Source organism: Maribacter orientalis, assembly GCF_900109345.1.
Classification (GTDB): domain Bacteria; phylum Bacteroidota; class Bacteroidia; order Flavobacteriales; family Flavobacteriaceae; genus Maribacter; species Maribacter orientalis.
On the sequence record NZ_FNZN01000002.1, the window covers coordinates 390,261 to 409,408 of the forward strand.

22 protein-coding genes are annotated in these 19,148 nt (G+C 33.8%); 5 read left to right on the forward strand and 17 right to left on the reverse strand.

Translation table 11 applies throughout. From position 1 onward, the window contains the following. A complete protein-coding gene (locus tag BMY56_RS05320; RefSeq protein ID WP_091620901.1) occupies window positions 1-357 on the forward strand; it encodes a hypothetical protein in 357 nt (118 codons plus the stop codon). Here BMY56_RS05320 and BMY56_RS05325 read toward each other — a convergent pair. Together BMY56_RS05325 and greA are read right to left on the reverse strand one after the other, a co-directional pair. Continuing rightward, the gene (locus BMY56_RS05325; RefSeq protein ID WP_091620905.1) at window positions 344-736 is read right to left on the reverse strand and encodes an HIT family protein; all 393 of its coding nucleotides are present in this window, start codon (window positions 734-736) and stop codon (window positions 344-346) included. The two genes, BMY56_RS05320 and BMY56_RS05325, sit on opposite strands and share 14 nt — an antisense overlap. A 75-nt stretch (window positions 737-811) precedes the next feature. Continuing rightward, window positions 812-1,288, reverse strand: a complete 477-nt coding sequence (gene greA, locus BMY56_RS05330; protein WP_091620908.1) for a transcription elongation factor GreA — start codon at window positions 1,286-1,288, stop codon at window positions 812-814. Between the two features lie 132 nt (window positions 1,289-1,420). Here greA and BMY56_RS05335 point away from each other — a divergent pair, with 132 nt between their 5' ends. After that, complete coding sequence (locus tag BMY56_RS05335) at window positions 1,421-1,858, forward strand: Rieske (2Fe-2S) protein (protein ID WP_177170921.1); 438 nt, start codon at window positions 1,421-1,423, stop codon at window positions 1,856-1,858. Between the two features lie 3 nt (window positions 1,859-1,861). On the opposite strand, the gene BMY56_RS05340 is transcribed toward BMY56_RS05335, so the two are convergent. Both BMY56_RS05340 and BMY56_RS05345 read right to left on the reverse strand, forming a co-directional pair. Continuing rightward, window positions 1,862-2,527, reverse strand: a complete 666-nt coding sequence (locus BMY56_RS05340; protein WP_091620911.1) for a hydrolase — start codon at window positions 2,525-2,527, stop codon at window positions 1,862-1,864. A gap of 105 nt (window positions 2,528-2,632) precedes the next feature. After that, window positions 2,633-4,795, reverse strand: coding sequence for a TonB-dependent receptor (locus BMY56_RS05345; RefSeq protein WP_091620913.1), 2,163 nt, complete (start codon window positions 4,793-4,795; stop codon window positions 2,633-2,635). Window positions 4,796-5,163: 368 nt separating this feature from the next. On the opposite strand from BMY56_RS05345, the gene BMY56_RS05350 reads away from it, so the two are divergent. Beyond that, a complete protein-coding gene (locus BMY56_RS05350; protein WP_091620916.1) occupies window positions 5,164-7,611 on the forward strand; it encodes a hybrid sensor histidine kinase/response regulator in 2,448 nt (815 codons plus the stop codon). Here BMY56_RS05350 and BMY56_RS05355 read toward each other — a convergent pair. The 9 genes from BMY56_RS05355 to BMY56_RS05395 form a co-directional block, all read right to left on the reverse strand. Beyond that, window positions 7,586-8,941, reverse strand: coding sequence for a sigma-54-dependent transcriptional regulator (locus tag BMY56_RS05355; RefSeq protein WP_091620918.1), 1,356 nt, complete (start codon window positions 8,939-8,941; stop codon window positions 7,586-7,588). The genes BMY56_RS05350 and BMY56_RS05355 overlap by 26 nt on opposite strands. A 176-nt stretch (window positions 8,942-9,117) precedes the next feature. After that, window positions 9,118-9,435, reverse strand: a complete 318-nt coding sequence (locus BMY56_RS05360) for a hypothetical protein (RefSeq protein WP_091620921.1) — start codon at window positions 9,433-9,435, stop codon at window positions 9,118-9,120. A gap of 597 nt (window positions 9,436-10,032) precedes the next feature. Further along, entirely contained in the window at window positions 10,033-10,338 is a 306-nt protein-coding gene (locus tag BMY56_RS05365; RefSeq protein ID WP_143057780.1) for a hypothetical protein, read from the reverse strand. 153 nt (window positions 10,339-10,491) lie between these two features. Further along, window positions 10,492-10,794 (reverse strand): hypothetical protein, encoded by a 303-nt coding sequence (locus BMY56_RS05370; protein ID WP_091621835.1) that lies wholly within the window; start codon window positions 10,792-10,794, stop codon window positions 10,492-10,494. Window positions 10,795-10,999: 205 nt separating this feature from the next. Then, the gene (locus tag BMY56_RS05375; RefSeq protein ID WP_091620926.1) at window positions 11,000-12,538 is read right to left on the reverse strand and encodes a DUF4301 family protein; all 1,539 of its coding nucleotides are present in this window, start codon (window positions 12,536-12,538) and stop codon (window positions 11,000-11,002) included. Continuing rightward, complete coding sequence (locus BMY56_RS05380; RefSeq protein ID WP_091620930.1) at window positions 12,535-13,098, reverse strand: AAA family ATPase; 564 nt, start codon at window positions 13,096-13,098, stop codon at window positions 12,535-12,537. The genes BMY56_RS05375 and BMY56_RS05380 overlap by 4 nt, the downstream gene beginning before the upstream one ends. Continuing rightward, the gene (gene pnuC, locus BMY56_RS05385) at window positions 13,059-13,691 is read right to left on the reverse strand and encodes a nicotinamide riboside transporter PnuC (RefSeq protein WP_091620933.1); all 633 of its coding nucleotides are present in this window, start codon (window positions 13,689-13,691) and stop codon (window positions 13,059-13,061) included. Before pnuC ends, BMY56_RS05380 begins: the two co-directional genes overlap by 40 nt. Continuing rightward, a complete protein-coding gene (locus tag BMY56_RS05390; protein ID WP_091620935.1) occupies window positions 13,675-13,935 on the reverse strand; it encodes a thiamine-binding protein in 261 nt (86 codons plus the stop codon). Before BMY56_RS05390 ends, pnuC begins: the two co-directional genes overlap by 17 nt. A 30-nt stretch (window positions 13,936-13,965) precedes the next feature. Beyond that, window positions 13,966-14,601: a 4'-phosphopantetheinyl transferase family protein gene (locus BMY56_RS05395; RefSeq protein ID WP_091620938.1), complete on the reverse strand. Its 636-nt coding sequence runs from the start codon at window positions 14,599-14,601 to the stop codon at window positions 13,966-13,968. Between the two features lie 125 nt (window positions 14,602-14,726). Between BMY56_RS05395 and ahcY the strand changes: the two genes are divergently transcribed. Continuing rightward, window positions 14,727-16,043, forward strand: coding sequence for an adenosylhomocysteinase (ahcY, locus tag BMY56_RS05400; RefSeq protein WP_091620941.1), 1,317 nt, complete (start codon window positions 14,727-14,729; stop codon window positions 16,041-16,043). A 68-nt stretch (window positions 16,044-16,111) separates the two neighbouring features. Here the strand turns inward: ahcY and BMY56_RS05405 are convergent, their stop codons facing one another. Continuing rightward, window positions 16,112-16,696 carry a DUF3332 domain-containing protein gene (locus tag BMY56_RS05405; protein WP_091620944.1) on the reverse strand — a complete coding sequence of 195 codons (585 nt, stop codon included), beginning with the start codon at window positions 16,694-16,696 and terminating at the stop codon, window positions 16,112-16,114. A gap of 231 nt (window positions 16,697-16,927) precedes the next feature. On the opposite strand from BMY56_RS05405, the gene BMY56_RS05410 reads away from it, so the two are divergent. After that, on the forward strand, window positions 16,928-17,449 hold the full coding sequence (locus tag BMY56_RS05410) for a 5' nucleotidase, NT5C type (protein ID WP_091620946.1): 522 nt from the start codon (window positions 16,928-16,930) through the stop codon (window positions 17,447-17,449). An 88-nt stretch (window positions 17,450-17,537) separates the two neighbouring features. Here the strand turns inward: BMY56_RS05410 and rpmA are convergent, their stop codons facing one another. From rpmA to BMY56_RS05425, 3 genes are all read right to left on the reverse strand, one after another. Beyond that, entirely contained in the window at window positions 17,538-17,798 is a 261-nt protein-coding gene (rpmA, locus tag BMY56_RS05415; protein ID WP_091620949.1) for a 50S ribosomal protein L27, read from the reverse strand. A gap of 40 nt (window positions 17,799-17,838) precedes the next feature. Further along, complete coding sequence (gene rplU, locus BMY56_RS05420) at window positions 17,839-18,504, reverse strand: 50S ribosomal protein L21 (protein WP_091620952.1); 666 nt, start codon at window positions 18,502-18,504, stop codon at window positions 17,839-17,841. 94 nt (window positions 18,505-18,598) lie between these two features. After that, window positions 18,599-19,054 carry a DUF4199 domain-containing protein gene (locus tag BMY56_RS05425; protein ID WP_091620955.1) on the reverse strand — a complete coding sequence of 152 codons (456 nt, stop codon included), beginning with the start codon at window positions 19,052-19,054 and terminating at the stop codon, window positions 18,599-18,601. Window positions 19,055-19,148 lie beyond the last annotated feature (94 nt).

A 19,148-nucleotide genomic window follows, 5' to 3' on the forward strand; every position in this document is an offset into this window, starting at 1 on the left:
ATGGCTAAGGAAAAACTAGTAGTTATTAAAGAAACCGGATTAAACAATAACTGTCCTGAGTGTTTTAACCAAGACTTAAAACTAACCTTCTATCAAAAACATTCTTATGGCAGTTTTTTTCACAAAACCACTGCTGTATTAAGTAACAAACTGGTATGTAATACTTGCCATTCCACAATCTATCCTGTTAGCTGGACCGAAGACATTGAACGCATGTTCAACTATTATCAAAAAACGACTATTCCCGAAAAAAAATCCTCTAAACCAACCTTACTTTTTTACGCATTATTATTGGCTTTAATAGCAATAGTTGCGGGTGCTGTTTATTTATTAATTTCTGGGGCTATTCAATTTTAGCACGTATTGCTTTTGCAAGGCTAGTTAGCTCTTTATCTGTTAATTTCACCTTATGTTGAAAAGTGGCATCTTTCATTTCATTTAATGGTATTAAATGAACATGCACATGAGGCACTTCTAAACCTATTACACTCATACCAATACGTTTACAATCGACTGTTTTTTCGAGAGCCTTTGCAACTTTTCTCGAAAAAGACATTAATCCTAAATAGGCATCCTCATCAAGGTCAAATAACTTGTTTTCTTCCTTTTTTGGGATACAAAGGGTATGACCTTTTGCATTCGGGTTAATATCTAAAAAAGCCAAATAGTTTTCATTTTCGGCAACCTTATAACAAGGTATTTCTCCAGTAATAATTTTGGTAAAAATAGTCGGCATAATTTAAATTTTTGTGGAAATAAAAAATCCTACCCTTTTTAAATGGGTAGGATTAAATATAGTTATTTTAAAAATCTAACCTCTTGTAATTTCAAGAATTTCGAATTTCAATGCACCATTTGGCACAGTAATTTCAGCAGTGTCTCCTACTTTTTTACCTAGCAGACCTTTACCTATTGGCGAATTCACAGAAATTTTACCCGCTTTTAAATCCGCTTCGCTTTCTGCGACCAATTTATAGGTCATCTCCATGCCGTTATTTTGATTTTTCAACTTCACGCTAGAGAGCACCAATACTTTAGATGTATCTAATTGTGACTCATCAATTAAACGAGCATTAGCTACAGTATTTTCTAATCTAGCAATCTTCATTTCAAGAAGACCCTGCGCTTCTTTTGCAGCGTCATATTCAGCATTTTCTGAAAGATCACCTTTATCTCTCGCTTCGGCAATTGCCTGAGAAGCCTTAGGCCGCTCAACATCTCTTAAGTGATTTAGTTCTGCTTTAAGTTTTTTTAAACCCTCGGCAGTATAGTATGATACGTTACTCATAACATCCTCGTTTTATAAATAGACAAATCCTCTGCAATTGCCATTTAGTCTGGCTTTTTAAGAGAGGATTTAACACAAATATACATAATTTTTACGCACATTTGTCCAAGTTTTTCAAAACAAAATTATAGCATGATTCGTTATTTAAGCATCCTAATGTTACTGATAATCACTGCTTGCAGCAATGATGGCACCAATAGAAATCCATATTTACAGGAGATAAGTTTTCGTTTCGAAGCTAATTTAAATTTACCTTCTTATAGCCCTCTAACGAATACGGGTAGTGCAGTATTTATACAAAGTGCCACAGCTGGCACAAAAGGGGTATTTGTTATTAATGCCGGCTTTGATCAATTTAGAGCTTTTGAGGCAAGTTGCCCTAATCACGCTCCAAACGATTGTTCTACTATGACCCTAAATGGTCAAGTGGCAACCTGTTCTTGCGAAGATTATGAATATAGCCTTTTTACCGGTCAGCTCTTAAATAGACCTGAGGATGGCAACCGCTATTATGACATGCTGGAATATAGAACCAGTTTTGGCGGTAACATAGTTGTAATATCGAATTAACGTTTATTCCTCTAATCTATATCTATCCATTATTTCTTTGAAAATCTCACCTGTACTCGGTGGCGTATAAGAAATTGCATTGGCACCAGCCTCAATGGCCATCATTATAGTTTCATCGGTTTTACCACCCGTAGCAATAATGGCTACATCTGCATCTAAATCTCTTATTTTCTTTATGATATCTGCTGTTTTTCCTGCTCCAGAAACATTAAAAATATCTACTCCGGCGTGCAGTCTACCTTTAATATCATCTTTTTCGGATACTACCGTTATAGTAACCGGAATATCAATTTTCTCTTTTAACAGACAAATAAGGCTATTTGGGGTTGGCTTGTTTAATACCACCCCCAAAGCTCCTTGAAATTCTGCATGAATGGCTAACTCTAAAGACCTAGCTCCTGTTGTTATTCCACCACCTACTCCGCAGAAAATAGGTTTATCGGCAGCTAAAATCAATGCATTTGAAATAACTGGCTGAGGTGTAAAAGGATAAACGGCAATTATAGCATTGGCATTTGTATTTCTAATTATTGCAACATCGGTACTAAACAGGAACGATTTAATTGATTGTCCAAAAACCCGTATTCCAGAACACTGCGAAATAACCTCTGGAACTGTAACAATATTGTTTCTCAATCTACTACCAAATACAGGAATATTACGCTCCATAACCCCAGAATTTAAGTAACTAAAATTAGAATATTCTTCCTTACATCGTATCTAATAAACAAATATTTAAGATAAAATAGCTATACTTTAAGTTGACTTTATATATTAAAAATTAAGCGTTGCTCCAATTAGAAAGTTTGTCCCAGCTTGTGGATAATACCCCTGTACTTCAAAAGTATTTCCAGGTGTTGACCATGAATCTAAATACGTATATCCGTTAGAAACATATTTTTCGTTTAACATATTATTCACCAACCCAGAAATTACGATAGACTTCAAAATTTTGTCCATTTTAATCTCATAAGTGACATTAAAATCTGTTGTAAAATAAGAATCTAACTTCGATGCTTCGGTATCTGTATTACTAAGATATTGCTCACCTACATATTTTGAGAAAAGAGATAAATTCAAAGCTTCATATGGTGTATAGTTCAGAATATTACCCGCAACTAAAGATGGTGAAAATGCAATGGTTGTATTCCCCAAATCTTGCAACACATCATCTCTAACAATAAAAAAGTCAACATTTTTATTAGTGCTTAAAGCAACGTTAGGTCGAATACTAAACTTGTCACTAAATCGAATGTTTGCGTCAATTTCAAGTCCTAATCTATAACTATCTCCTATATTTTCTCTTAATGGTGCACCTACATCATTTAGTTCTCCTGTAAGAACCAATTGATCCTTATAGCTCATATAATACATGTTAGTATTAAACTGAACATCGGTCGATACATACCGCCACCCTAATTCAAAATCGTTCAACTTTTCTGGTTTCGGATTTCCGCTTTCATAATCATTTCTATTCGGCTCTCTGTTCGCTACCGCGTAAGACAAATAAAAATTGTTGTTCGCATTCAAGTCAAACGTAACCCCAGCTTTCGGATTAAAAAAATTGAAGGTATCATCTACAATACCTGTATCTTCACCATTCGCTTTATAACCGACAGTTCTATATTGTAAATCTCCATATACCGACCACTGATCATTCAAATGATAATTTGCTTTAGTATATACATTAAAGTCTGTTTTAGATGAACTGTCATCGTAATAACGGTCTTGATAACTACTGTTACTTGCATATCTTGCCCAAATTACTTCACCAAAATGGTCGCCTTCATACTTGTTAAAACCACCTCCCATAATTAAATCTAACTTTTCTTTCCTGTAATTTGCAGAAAAAACAGTTCCATAAAAGTCATTATCTAACCAACGCCTTCTTATTACGTCTGTAGTATTCACTTCTTCCCCATCAACAATTATGGGCTCAAAACCATAGGTAGAAAAATCATCCGCTTCTTTATATTGTTCAAAAAAACCCCTACCTCTGGTATAGTGTAAGGCAATATTGGTGCTCCAGAAATCTGAAATCTTTTCATTCCATAATAACTGGGCATGATCTTGCTTATAATTATCTACCTCATTGTCATAAAACTGGGTATTACCATCTATATCTGTATAAATACCTGAAGGATTAAATGTTCTGTCATCAGTCAAAGTTTGAGAATCAACACCATACCATGCTTGGTATGTAATTTCATGACCGCCGAATAGTAATGCCTTTATTAAAGTATTGTCATCTTTATATGCTCCTTGTAAAAAGTAAGAATCCAAATCTGACTCCGCCCTATCAATATAACCGTCCGAATTAATTTTTGATAATCTCCCAGAAAACTCTACTTGATCATTTAATAGGCCAGTACTGAACTTTAAATTATTTCTCAGTGTATTAAAACTACCAATCGAAGTTGATATTTGACCATAAGCATCTTCAGAAAAACCATCGGTCAATACATTTAAGCTGGCTCCAAAAGCACCTGCCCCGTTGGTTGATGTACCGACCCCTCGCTGTAATTGTAAACTTTCAGTTGAAGAGGCAAAATCTGGCATATTAACCCAGAATGTTCCTTGCGATTCTGCATCGTTATAGGGTATGCCGTTTATGGTAACATTTACCCGCGAAGCATCACTACCTCTAACTCTTATACCTGTATACCCTATACCTGCACCTGCATCTGTGGTCGTTACTACAGATGGTAAAAAATTCATTAAGACAGGAATATCTTGACCCAAGTTTCTTGGTTTAATATCCTCTTTGGTAAGATTAGAAAATGTAACCGGAGACTCTTTGGTTACCCTAATTGCCGAGACGAACACTTCGTCTAGTACTACTTTTTGACCCTCTAAAGAATCGGTTTCCTGGTCTTGGGCACAGACACCCATACTCAGCGCAAAAAACGCCGCAATTGTGAAAATAGATAGTTTCATTCGTAAAATAATTACGAATAAAAGGGGCTATTATTCTAAGTTAAAATTGATTTTTGAGCAACTAAGCTCGGTTTCCAAAAGATTTCATATGAATAAAAAAACCATACTACGTCTTACTTCAAAAATTTAAATTAAATTTTTGAATTGTCCCTTGGCAGCATTACCCGCCCAGGTTCTTTGGGTATAATCTCAGCTTTATTCTAAATATGTTTAGATTTCGGCACCCCTTTGAGATGCAGCAAATGTAATGCAGTTATTTAAACTGTCATAAGGAATTTCATAAAAATAACAGCTTGTTTAATTAACAACATTTTAGAACTTACTCTCAAGGTTTTATCGTATTTATACTAAGCGCATTACTAGATTATATGGATTCTAAAAAAAATAAATTCACTCTTAAAATTACCATAAGCTATTTGCTTTTGGTCATATTAGGTGTCATAGCATCGTACTATATATATACCGAACTTCAAGAATACTTAGCTACAGAAAAGACTACAGAAAAAGACAATAAACTACTTAAAACCAACTCGTTTCTAGCGCAACTTTACGAAGCGGAAAGCCTTTCTAAATTGGCTATACAAACAAAAAGTAAGGTCAATTTTACCGCTTACGAGAACAAAATAGATTCTATTTACACCAATATTGAAGAACTAAAAACCCTTACCGATAGTGATTACCAAGCCGGACTCTTAGACAGTCTTAGCGCTTTGCTGAACAAGAAGGTCACCAATATTAACGCACTACGCTCCATAAGACTTAAAGATCAAACGGGAACAGCCATAAACTCTGCATTAAAAGAGTTTGATAAACTTGAAGAATCCTTAGGCATCATTAAACCAGAAGGATTGGCTCCAAATCTTGATGAACTATCGCCAAAAGCGCAAAGTGCCATTAAAAAGGTAGCAGATTATTTAAATGCAAATGTACTCGATGAAAATAATCCGCTACAAAAAGCACAAACTATGGACAGTGTAGTTCAAGTTTCTAAAAATCTATTGAAAGATGTACAACAAGAAAACACCCTGAACGAAAATTCATTAGCTGTTCGTGAAACGAATATCAACAAAACCGATCTTGAACTTTCACAGCAATTACGTACCATACTTTCTTCTTTTGAGCAAGAGATCATCATGAATAGCTTAGCAAATTCTATTAAAAAGGAAAACTTATTAAAAAGAAGTATCCGTTTAGCGGTAATTGCAGCCCTTCTCGGCTTTTTGGTAGTAGCGTTTTTTACATTTATTCTTAACCGTGATTTTTGGAAAGCGAACCAGTTTAAAGAAAATCTTGAAAAAGAAAAGGCATATTCAGAATCGCTACTAAAAAGTAGAGAACAATTAATAGCAACTGTTAGTCACGATTTACGAACGCCGTTAAATACCATTAGTGGATATGCCAATATCATTGAAGAATCTGATAACCTTGAAAATAACAAAGAGCACATTTCCCATATTAAATCTGCAACCACGTACGTAAATAATCTAGTAAATGATTTACTTGATTTTTCCCAGCTAGAGGCTGGTAAAATGATTGCCAAGAAATCTACTTTTAGGCTAGATAAGTTGATACAGGAAAGCTCAAAAAATATTGCATCACAATACAAAAATAAAGAAATTAAGCTAATCTTAAATTTGGACGAATCATTGAAGACCTCTATAGTTTCTGATGCTTTTCGTTTACGCCAGATTATTTCTAATTTATTAGGAAATGCCTACAAATTCACCGATAAAGGCACTATAACTTTGACTGGAAAGGTGATTGAAAAGAATATGTTTAACCATCTTATATTTCAAATAAGCGACACAGGTATTGGCATCTCAAAAGAGAAGCAGGAATTAATTTTTAAGGAATTCACTCAAGCTGAAAACGATACCGACAAAAAATATGGAGGTTATGGCTTAGGATTAACAATAACTAAGAAGCTTACCGAATTACTAGGTGGTACCATCTTTTTAGATAGTGAAATTGATAAAGGAAGTTCATTTATACTTGAAATACCCGTAGAATTTGGAGTAGAATCTGACCCATTACCCAAAGAAAAGGTAATTTCAAAAAATCTGAAAATGTTGGTTTTTGACGATGACACTTCGTTTCTAAAATTGATAGGTGAAATGTTGAAATCTGAAGATATAGAGACACTACTTTTTTCTGATTTCAATTCCTATAAAACAGAAGAGAAGTTTAAATATGATGTAGTATTAACCGATATTGAAATGCCAACTGTAACGGGTTATGAGATTGTTTCAAAATTAAAATCAGGAGTATATCTTAATTATACAAATCAACCTATTTTGGCTATGACCGGTAGAAGAGATTTACCTCTTGAACATTTTACACATGAAGGTTTTGACGAGCTTATTCTTAAACCATTTTCAAAAACAGCCTTGCTCCAAAAACTTAATGAAATAAGTAATCGTACAACGAAAACGGAAGTTATTGAGACGATTTATTCGAATAAAAAAAATGAAGATTCGTATAGCTTAGAGACTATAAAAATGTTCTTAGGAGAAGATAAAAGGGCAATTAATGAAGTACTATATTCTTTTAAAATGGACACAATAGAAAATAGAAACCATCTTAAATATGCCATATCTAATTTTGACATTTCTAAATTGAACCAAATAGCACACAAAATGCTTCCTATGTTCAGACAACTTCAAGTTCTAAATGCTATTCCAATTTTGGAGAATTTTGAAGTCTTGAAAACAGGTGAAAAAACCTTAGAGGAATTGAAAGAGGAAAGCACAGAGGTACTGCAAAAAATCGAGGCTCTTATGCAAGAAATTACTACAAATCTAAATCATAATAGTTGATTCGATTATACAGTGTTTTTCTCGTAATCTGAAGTAATTTAGCTGCCTTAGACTTATTATAATTTGTGCGCTTTAAAGCATTAACAATCTGCTCTTTCTCAAAATCAGCTTTTGAAAGATTTCCGAAATCAGTTCGCCTTTCTGCCGGACTTAACAATTCAACAGGTAATACCTTCTGTTCTATTTTATCTGCAGTGGTCAATAAAACTGCTCGCTGTATTATATTTTGAAGCTCACGAATATTTCCTGGCCAGTGGTACGCATAGAACAAATCCCATACCTCGTCAGAGAAATCTGTAATTTGCTTACCTAACTTCTCATTGAACTTATTTAAAAAATGATTAGCTAGAGTTTCTAAATCACCTTCTCGATTTTTTAAAGATGGTATCTGTAACGAAAACTCGTTCAGCCTATGATATAAATCTTCTCTAAATGCACCTTTCTCAACCGCAACTTTTAAATCTTCATTGGTCGCAGATAAAATTCTAACATCGACATTGATTTCAGTATTACTCCCAATTCTTTTAATCTTTCTTTCCTGTAGTGCCCTTAATAGTTGCATTTGATTTTCGTAAGACAAATTTCCCACCTCATCTAAAAACAATGTTCCGTAATTTGCTGCTTCAAAGCTACCTGCCTTATCTGCAATGGCTCCCGTAAAACTTCCTTTTATGTGACCAAAAAACTCACTCGTCGCCAGCTCTTTTGGTATTGCGCCACAATCTAACGCTACAAAAGGTTTTTCTTTTCTTGTACTATTTTCGTGTATTTGTTTTGCAGTTACTTCTTTTCCCGTTCCGCTTTCCCCAATAATCAATACCGACATATCTGTTGGAGCAACAAGGGCAATATATTCTTCCAGTTTTTGAGTAGCATCACTCGTTAAAATCAACTCACCAATCTTGGCTTCATTATTCAGAATTACTTTAGAAACAGCCTCCTCTTTTGCTGGTGGAATTACTTCAATACGGGAAATAGGTTTAGCGTTTAAAGCCCCTTCAATAACCAATAGCATTTGATCGGGAGTGAAGGGCTTAGATATATAATCATAGGCCCCCATTTTCATGGCTTTGACGGCTGTGGAAACCTCTGCATAACCCGTCATTACAATAATTGGAATTTTTCCATTGAAATCAGACACTAATTTTATACCGTCATAATCTGGTAAGCGAAGGTCAGTAATAATCAAGTTGAAATTGTTCTCTTTCAATTGCTTTTCACCATCTAAACCTGAATGACTTAAAACAACATCAAAATCATTTCTTGTCAAAAACTTTTGAAGCATTTGAGCAAATGAGGTATCGTCTTCAATTATCAAAATTTTGGTCATAGCGAAAGTGGCATTCAAAGTATCTACGTAAAAATACCATAAGGCGACTATTAGTATTTAAAAATTATCATAAAGCTTACACCAATATCTTCACTTACTTTATAAAAATAGGAAAGGGTAGCATATAGCTACCCTTTCCTGACCAAACCAACTTGAACAAACAAGTATTATTATAATTACATATCTAACCAATTACCGTCTTCATCGGCATAAACGGTACCTTGGGTACCATCATCAAGAGAAAGCACTAACTTGTATTGCTTCTCTTCATTTGCGTATGCTTTATCTAAAGTCGCCATTGGGAAATTCTTAGATATCGCATCAGTGACAGCTTGTGGAATCTCTGAAACCGAAATTTCTGTAAATTCACCGGCAATTACCACAATATCACTGACTTGGTTATGACGTACACCATTCTGAGAAAGTAATGCATCTTGCGCACTAACTGCGAAACCTCCTATTGTTAATGCTCCAAATAAAAATAATGTCTTCATCTTTTTATATTTTAAGTTAATAAATCATTCTAATACTATTAACAGTGTAAAAAGAGTGCCACAAATTATATTTAATACAAAATACTATATATCAATTACTTATATAACCATCACCCTTCTCATGAATGGGTAATCTTGTCTATTTTGTGTACTACTGTATATTTATTACACAGTATAACCCAATATTTTAAAGAACTTTAAGTAAAGTCTTAAATAAAAAAAGGAGCTGCAACCGCAGCTCCCTCCAACCACCTATCAAACTTCTGTCTTAAAATCGTAAATTAACATCTCTATTTGTTTTAAAAATCAAATAAAGTAATGCCAATTTGGGGGCTATTTCAAAACAATTTCTTCTTGGTGGCACCTTCATAGTTAACGGTTAGTGTTTACGCGAAAGTGATATTTTGAATTTTTAATTTTCCCAACATATTTTTGAAATCATAGCTATTGCTAAAACTAAAATTGTTGTTGTAATCGAAATAAAAACTATAGTGACCATTGTTTCATATATTAAGACACCACTTATTTTGGTTGGTCACATTTTTAAATAAAAAAAACTGCATTTTGCAGTTTTTTTAAACGCTAAGAGAGAAACTCTTATTTTTTATTGATCCAATTACCATGTTGGTCAATGTACACAGTTCTTCTAGTCCCACTTTTTAGAACCATAACCAATTTAAATTCTCCTTTATCATTCTTATATGCAGCTCCAAGTTTAGATGTCGGATATTGTTTTAATATCTCCTCTATAACCGGAGGCGTTAATTGATTGGATTTTATTTTTACAAATTCATCAACCGAATTCATTACTACTTCTGATACTACTGTATTTGAAACATTCATAGCCGATGCGTTAAGCGTCATCCCCAAAGCTAATAAAACAAGTATTGCGTAATTTTTCATTCTAACTATTTTAGTCGTTATTACATCTTTAATCTTAATCATTTACGGAGTAAATCAGTAAATGGATTATCCATTTACTGATTTTTCAAATTTTACCTATAAAAAAAGCTGCCGAAGCAGCTCTTTATAAATAACTAAATTGAATAGGGGGTATTACATTTCTATCCAGTTTCCATTGGCATCAGCATAAAGTTCTGTCGAAGTACCATCTTCCATTGAAACCTCTAACTTATACTTGTTTTCATCATCAACGTATGCTTTATTTAATATCGCCCCAGCATAATCCGCTTCTAATGCTTCTATAATTGGTGTAGGTACATCCGAAGTAGCTACTTCAGTATAATCTTGTAAAAATATATCTTCCATAATACCATCATGAAATATAATTGGGGTAGCAGCAGTTCCCATTGTTAAACTACCTAACGCTAAAGCTGTTGCAAAAACTAATTTTTTCATCTTTATAATTTTTAAATTAAACAATCTCATAAACTGTATTAGAAAAATTATGCCAAGACATCTTACGACTCAAAAATTACATTAAAACACTGTAATTCAGCAATCTGAAACAATATTCGCCACCAAAAGAATTGGGTAAAACTGTGCGCAAATAAAAAAAGCGTGTAAAAACTACACACTTTTTAGACTATATTATGTTGGAAACTTATGCCTGATGCGATTCTTTTAAAAGATCAACCACACTTTTTACCGGATTAAAAGTTACCAAAGGCACCTCTACAAAGATTGTATTCCAAAATGCCATAGCTCCGTTCCACAGACCTGGTAGTTCTAGTGCCTTTAATTCTTTACCATCTTTTGTTTTACTGGTGATAAAACCTTGCTTATCATCTACAAATTTTAATAGGTCAAATTTTTCACCTTTATAATTACGAACACCACATACCAAATCAACTGGATTAAAATGAGTTGAATTCTTCATAATATTTGCCTGTTGCTCATTTTCCATATCTATTTGAGCAGATTCTATTATCTGTAAAGAAACCTCACCTTTTGCATTTGTAATCCAAAATGGCCCACCTCCTGGCTCACCTTCATTCTTAACCATTCCACAAATACGAATTGGTCTATTAATTTTACTTTTTAATATGTTCAGCTTATCCGATTTTGATTTGGAATCAAAATCATTAGAAAATCTCACGTTAAGACGCTCCATTAAAAAGGTCTTAATTTCTGTAATTTTATTGTCAGAAACCTCATCTTTGTCCAATTCAGCGGCATATGAAAATGCTTTTTCCTGTACTTTGAGAAGAACGCCAGCCAATACTTTTTTACTATCTGCAACTGCCTTAGCATCTTCCATTACAGCTACATTATCAATATTTTTTATAAAAATGACATCAGCATCTTGGTCATTCAAATTTTGAATTAATGCACCGTGTCCACCTGGTCTAAATAATACAGTCCCATCTTCATTTCTAAATGGGTTGTTATTCATATCAACTGCCAATGTATCGGTTGATGATTTTTGAAATGAGTAATCTACCTCATATTTTATACCTGTAACTTCTGAAACTCTAGGTCCTGATTCTGCAAATTCTTTTTTGAACATTTCTTCGTGCTGCTCTGAAACAGTAAAATGAAGTTTTGCTTTTCCTTTCGAACCCGCATATAATGCGCCTTCTTTTAAATGCTCTTCGAAAGGCGTTGCCGCTACATCTCCATAATTGTGAAATGGCAGTAAGCCCTTTGGATAAAAACCATAATTAAGTGCATTATCATTCAATAATTCTGAAACAAAATGAAAGACTTTTTCACCTTGCGAAGCAAAGTTTTTAGGTAACCTAGCCATTACTTTTTTATAAAACGGCAAACGCTCTAAGCCTTCTGAAAAAATTCTAATGTCTTTATCATTGGTTCTTTTCAAATAAGCATCAAGTGTTTCCTTCTTTGGATTATAAACATCTAAAAAATTAAAAAGGGCCTTGAACATACGGGAAGCGGCACCAGAGGCAGGTACAAATTTTAAAATATCCAAATCTTTTGATTTAGAATCGTAAAAAGTTATAAGCTCTTTTTCTTCCGAACTAGTAAATTTGAGAATTCCATTACCTATTACGGCAGCATTCTTAAGTTGCACAAATGGAATACCTTCTTTAAAAGTATTGATATGACTCTGCATACTTTCTTTAGAAATTCCTTTTTCCTTTAATTGTTTTTCGTCCCTTTCTGTAAGTTCTATCATTTATCTAATAACTGATCTATATGGTTAATGGCTTTATCTAAACGTTGCTTTTTGTTCCCCTTCAAGATAATAAAATTTTTGCCGTATTTTTCTAGGGTACGCTTAAAATAGTTGAACATTTCTTCCCTTTCATTTGGCTTATCTCTTAAATCATCCTCTTCCCAAGGTATATCTATATAGGTCAAGAGGTAAAGATCATAAGAATTCTGCAGGGCATATTTTTCTAAAATAGGGTCGCAATCACCAATATAGTAAGCTTCGGAATATACTTTAGTTTCTAATAAATCAGTATCGCAAACAAGAATTTTTGTTGCTTTTTTGGTAAGCTTATTCTCGAGTCGCATTTGACCCTCAGCTATAGGCAATAAATCATGTGGCTCACAGGTTTTTCGTTCATTATTCCATTTTTCTTGCAAATAGTCTCTAGCATATTCTGGTACCCAAACAGTATTATAATGTCGTGCTAGTTGTTCTGATAAGGTAGTTTTACCGGTAGATTCTGGCCCAAAAAGAACCACTTTTACGATATCTGAAGGTTCCTGCTTATATTTTTCTTCCATGCATTATAACCATATATGGCCAATATTGTAAAAATTAAATATTGAAAACTCGTAAATGTAAATCCTTTATAAAAATAAAGTGGCACCGAAATAATATCGCCAAGTATCCAATATATCCAATTTTCAACTTTCCGTTTAGCCATTAACCACATACCCACAAAAAATATAGCAGTTGTTATGGTATCAACATAAGCCGTCCAGCTGTTCCATTTATCAAAAACTTGATATACAATAAATACAAAAATGACAGTTCCAATAAAAATAAATATCGATGTTCTATTTTCCTTTTTAGTAACTGTGGTAATGGGGGTGAAATGTTCAGCGTCTACTTTTCTTGTCCATATATACCAACCATATATACTCATAATAAAATAATAAACATTAATTAGCATATCGCCAATTAAACCCCACTTTAAAAGTAAGTAAACGAAAATTGAAGTACTTATCAATCCTGTTGGGTACACCCAAATATTATTTTGCTTGGAAAACCAAACAGATAAAAGTCCGAAAATCACTGCAACGATTTCAAGAACAATATCTAAGGTATCATACTCATTATATTGTCCAAAGAAATAATCAAAAATGGGGCTCATAGGCGCTTCTATCAGATTTAACTATTTTCATAAACAACAACCCTCTATCCATTAATTCGAACGCTGTCTTGATTTCAGTAGTCAAGACTTTCATAACCTTATCGTAAGAACCAAAAACTTGAGTACTTAGCGGATTCTCAAGAATGGTTAACCCTGATTCGCGTAATTTTTTAATAAAATCTATAATGTGTTGCTCGAAATCATCTTGCAAAGGTGAAAAGGTTAATTCTACTGATATTTCCATTAATAGTTATTTACTGATATTAATTATACCCTAATTATCTCTTGTTGAATACACACAGGTAAAATCTTCAAATTCTAGAAACCGTACCTTATAATTAGACATATTTCCATTGAAAATTATTTGCGCTGTTGTATTTTTAGTATCAAACCTGAAATCTTGAACATCTATATGATGTAAAAAGCTCAACCCTCTGTGTCCATAAATTTTATATAGAGATTCTTTAGCTCCCCACACAATGGTCAACTTTCTAACAATGGCAGCAGTATTTGCCAAGGTTTTATATTCTTCAAAGGGAGTAAATTTATGCGCTATTCTAAGAATTTTATCACGTTGCATTTCAATGTCGATACCTACATGCTCAGTGGTACTGATAATTATTCCTGTAAAATTATGTGAGTGAGTTATAGAAATAAAATTACCATCGCGTAAATGGGGTTTCCCATTCTCATCATAAACCAAATCAGAATCTACATATCCATACCCAGCCAACAAATGCCTTATACTTAAGAATGCCTTTCGATGAAGTTCAGACTTCATACCATTGAAACGATTTTGGCAATGCGGCGTCAATTCTATCCTTTCCCACAACTTCTCTTCGGTCTCTTCAACCTTCCAAATTGCTAAGGAAGTTTCGTCATTTACTGTTATAGTTTTGTAAAGCGGCATGAGATTCTTAGTGTTATTCCTACATTTGCACGAAATAAATCTAGGTTTGCACGAAATAAATTTAGGTTTGCACGAAATAGGTCTAATTTCGCACCATTAAACGAAAGTATAAAATTTTTAAAGATATGAGCACGAAAACTATTGCGTATGTGCCTTATAAGGTTAAGGATATTTCCCTTGCTGGTTGGGGAAGAAAAGAAATCGAATTAGCAGAAGCTGAAATGCCAGGTCTAATGGCGTTAAGGGAAGAATATAAAAATGAGCAACCTTTACAAGGTGCTCGTATTGCTGGTTGCCTTCACATGACTATACAAACAGCTGTTTTAATTGAAACATTAACAGCCTTAGGTGCAGATGTAACTTGGAGTTCATGTAATATATTTTCTACTCAAGATCAAGCTGCCGCAGCAATTGCAGATACTGGAGTTTCAGTTTATGCCTGGAAAGGTATGAATGAAGAAGAATTTGATTGGTGTATAGAACAAACTTTATTTTTTGGTGAGGATAGAAAGCCATTGAATATGATTTTAGATGATGGTGGCGATTTAACCAATATGGTATTAGATAAATATCCAGAAATGGCAAAAGGCATCAAAGGACTTTCTGAAGAAACCACGACAGGAGTTCATCGTTTATACGAACGTGTTAAGAAAGGAACATTACCAATGCCTGCCATTAATGTTAACGATTCGGTAACGAAATCGAAATTTGACAATAAATATGGCTGTCGCGAGAGTGCTGTGGATGCTATTCGTAGAGCCACTGACACAATGTTAGCTGGTAAACGTGTAGTCGTAGCCGGATATGGTGATGTAGGAAAAGGTACGGCTGCTTCTTTTAAAGGCGCAGGTTCTATTATAACTGTTACCGAAATTGACCCAATTTGTGCATTGCAAGCTTGCATGGACGGTTTCGAAGTAAAGAAACTAGAAACTGTTATAGGAAATGCTGACATAGTGATTACCACTACTGGAAATAAAGATATTATTAGAGCTGAACATTTTGAAGCCCTAAAGGACAAAGCCATTGTTTGTAATATTGGTCATTTTGATAATGAAATCGATATGGCTTGGTTAAATAAAAACCATGGCCACACCAAGGATGAGATTAAACCTCAAGTTGATAAATATACAATTAATGGTAAGGACCTTATTATTTTGGCAGAAGGAAGATTAGTGAATTTAGGCTGTGCTACCGGTCATCCAAGTTTTGTGATGAGTAACTCTTTCACGAATCAAACCTTAGCGCAGATTGAGCTTTGGAAGAATAGCGATAACTATGATAATGATGTATATATGCTGCCAAAGCATTTAGATGAAAAAGTTGCAAAACTTCACTTATCTCGTTTAGGTGCCGAACTCACCGAATTGAAGAAATACCAAGCCGATTATATAGGCGTTACGGTTGAAGGACCATATAAACCAGAGTACTACAGATATTAAAATATCGGTTATAAATTAAAAAGGTCCTGATTTTCATCAGGACCTTTTTTTGTTTAAAATTCTTTGTTTTAGTTGTTTACAGCCAACATACCTTCTAAATAATAGCAATCTGTTTGCTCCTTTATTTGAGCTAAACCTTCTTCCTTAGAACTCAAAGCATTTATCTTAACCTCTGTACCATTTGGCATGTAAACGATATAAAATCCTTCTTCAAAAGATGAAAGTTTTATAATCTCACCATTAGGTCTTACCGCATTCCAGGACTTTTCACTTGGCTTATATACTAAATCAATTTTCTTTCCTTTTTTAGGTCCTTCAATAACCGTTACCTGCATTCTGTTTTTAGTAGCGGTCATTTCAAAAGTGTTCCCGTCTCTTTCTACCATCTGAATTTCTTGCTCACCTTCTTTCATAGCAATAGGATTTGACCCACTCCAAAATTCGATTACGTTAAAGATTATAGTATCTCCTAAAAAGAAAAGACCATATACCGGTATAATATTTAAACCCCAAAAAACTAGGTTATTAACGAACTTACTATCCGATAACCCTTGATTCCAGTCTTTTAAATTATTAAAAGCACTAAAAGAACCCAAACAACTAGAGAATAATAAAGTACTAGCCATTGCAACACAAACGATTGATTTTTTCATGATTTAGATTATTTTAAATTAGATTTCAAAGTATATAAAATTCCTACAGAAACCTATGCTGATTTAATAAAATTATTGACTTCATACCAATTTTCATTAAATACAAGGCTTTAGGCTATTCGCTTTTTATATCCTAAATTTTAAGTTGAACAGAAATATTGAATAATTTCTTTATTGTTTTCATTTTCTCTTTAAAATCGTTTTGACGAACTTCGTTAAAAATTAATTTATATGATACTATTTGTTGATATGGATGAAGTTATTGCTGACACCTATGGTGCTCATATAGAACTTTATAATGCGGAATTCAATGGTGAATTAACTACTGAACTATGCTCTGGATCAGAAGTATGGCGAATGGTACCTGAAGCACATCAAGATAGCGTTAGAAAACACGCCACAAGAAGGGGTTTTTTTAGAAATCTCAAAATTATACCTGGTAGTCAAGATGTTTTAGAACAACTTTCAAGAAAACATGAGGTTTATATAGCTTCAGCAGCCATGCAATTCCCAAATTCTCTAGAAGAAAAAAGCGAATGGCTAGATGAACATTTTCCCTTTATACCATGGCAAAACCGAATTCTTTGCGGACACAAACATGTTTTAAAGGGTGATATATTAATTGATGACCGAAATTATAACTTGGAAAATTTCGATGGTCGTGGCTTACAATTTACCTCACCACATAATGTAAATACACAAGGTTTTGAACGTGTAAATACTTGGTTTGAAATAGGAGAGAAACTTTTGTAAAAATTGATTTTTTTAATACCTCCAAATTATAAAACAAAAAAGCCTCTTCGTAAATGAAGAGGCTTTTTTAAATAATTTACTATTTAGATTAAGCTTCGAAAGGCTCAATGGAAACAAAAGATTTTCCACCTGCTTTTTTCGTAAACTTCACTAAACCATCTACACGTGCGTGCAATGTATGATCTTTTCCTGCGTAAACATTTTCACCAGGATTGTGTCTTGTTCCTCTCTGTCTAACTAAAATGTTACCAGCGATCGCAGCCTGACCACCAAAAATCTTAACACCTAATCGTTTTGATTCTGATTCTCTACCGTTTTTCGAACTACCTACACCTTTCTTATGTGCCATTGTCTAAGGTTTTAAATATTATACTTTAATGATATAAGCCTTATTTAGCTACACCACCATCTAATTCATCTTGCCATTTCTGTAACTCGTCCCATTTACCATCAGCAGCTAATTGTGCTTGCTTTGGCCAAGTATCTGTTACATGGTTTCCACGTACATCAGCAATAATTTCAGAAATTTTTACTGAATCGGTTTTTGCTAACTCTGCAAAAGTAGAAATACCTGCAGCATTTAAAGTTTCGGCGATTTTTGGTCCGATACCTTCAACCTTCTTCAAATCGTCACCTTTACCTGTGGCTTTTTTAGCTTTTGGCTTAGCAGCAACTGGAGCGGCTTTAGCTTCTTCTTTTTTAGCTTTTGGTTCAGCTTTCTTAGTTTCCGCTTTTTTAGCTCCATTTGAAATGATAGATTCGATTACAATCTCGGTTAAAGATTGACGATGTCCATTTTTCTTTCTGTAACCCTTACGTCTTTTCTTATGAAAAACGATTACTTTGTCACCTCTAAGGTGTTTAACGACTTTAGCCTCTACTGCGGCTCCGTCTATAGCCGGGGCGCCAATAGTAACGTTCGATCCATCAGACAAAAGAAGAACATTGTCAAAAGTGACTTTCTTACCTTCTTCTACCTGTAAACGGTGAACGTACACTTTCTGGTCTTTTGCAACTTTAAATTGCTGCCCTGCCATCTCTACAATTGCGTACATATTGTTAAATGTAAAAATTAAACCTGATGGATTTTTTCCATAGGCGGGTGCAAATATAATTCTTAATCATGAATTTACAAGCGTTTTTTTAATTTTAATTCCGCTTATTTTTTGTCGTATTTGAACTCTTAAAAAGTTGCATAAATGATAGGGTCAACACTAAACTTGTTGTAAAACCCATAGTTGCCACAACTAAAAACACAATGGCCTCAAAACTACGATACGTATTTGCCCAGCGTGTTGAAAGTTCTTCTAGAAAGCCTGGCTGAAGCTCTGTTGAATAAATCGCGAAAAATATAGTAAATATTAATGTCGCAACCCCTCCTGTAATAAGACCGGCCATAAAACCAGTTGCATAAGTAAAAGCGCCACCTTTTTTCAATTTAAAATACTTGATGGCTTCAAAAATTGCAAATCCAGTAATGATAGCGTTAAAAAGACTGTAGAAAACATTCACGTGTAATCCCAGTAGTGATAATATTAAAAAGTAAGCAATTAAACACCCGCTAGCGGCAACTCCAAATCGAATAGGTAAGGCATAGTTCTTCATCTTTATGGCTATTTTTGTTTAGACATTTAAGGTAATGAATAAACAACAATAACTTTGATAAAAATTGTTAAAGAATACATATCTTGAGGATTGT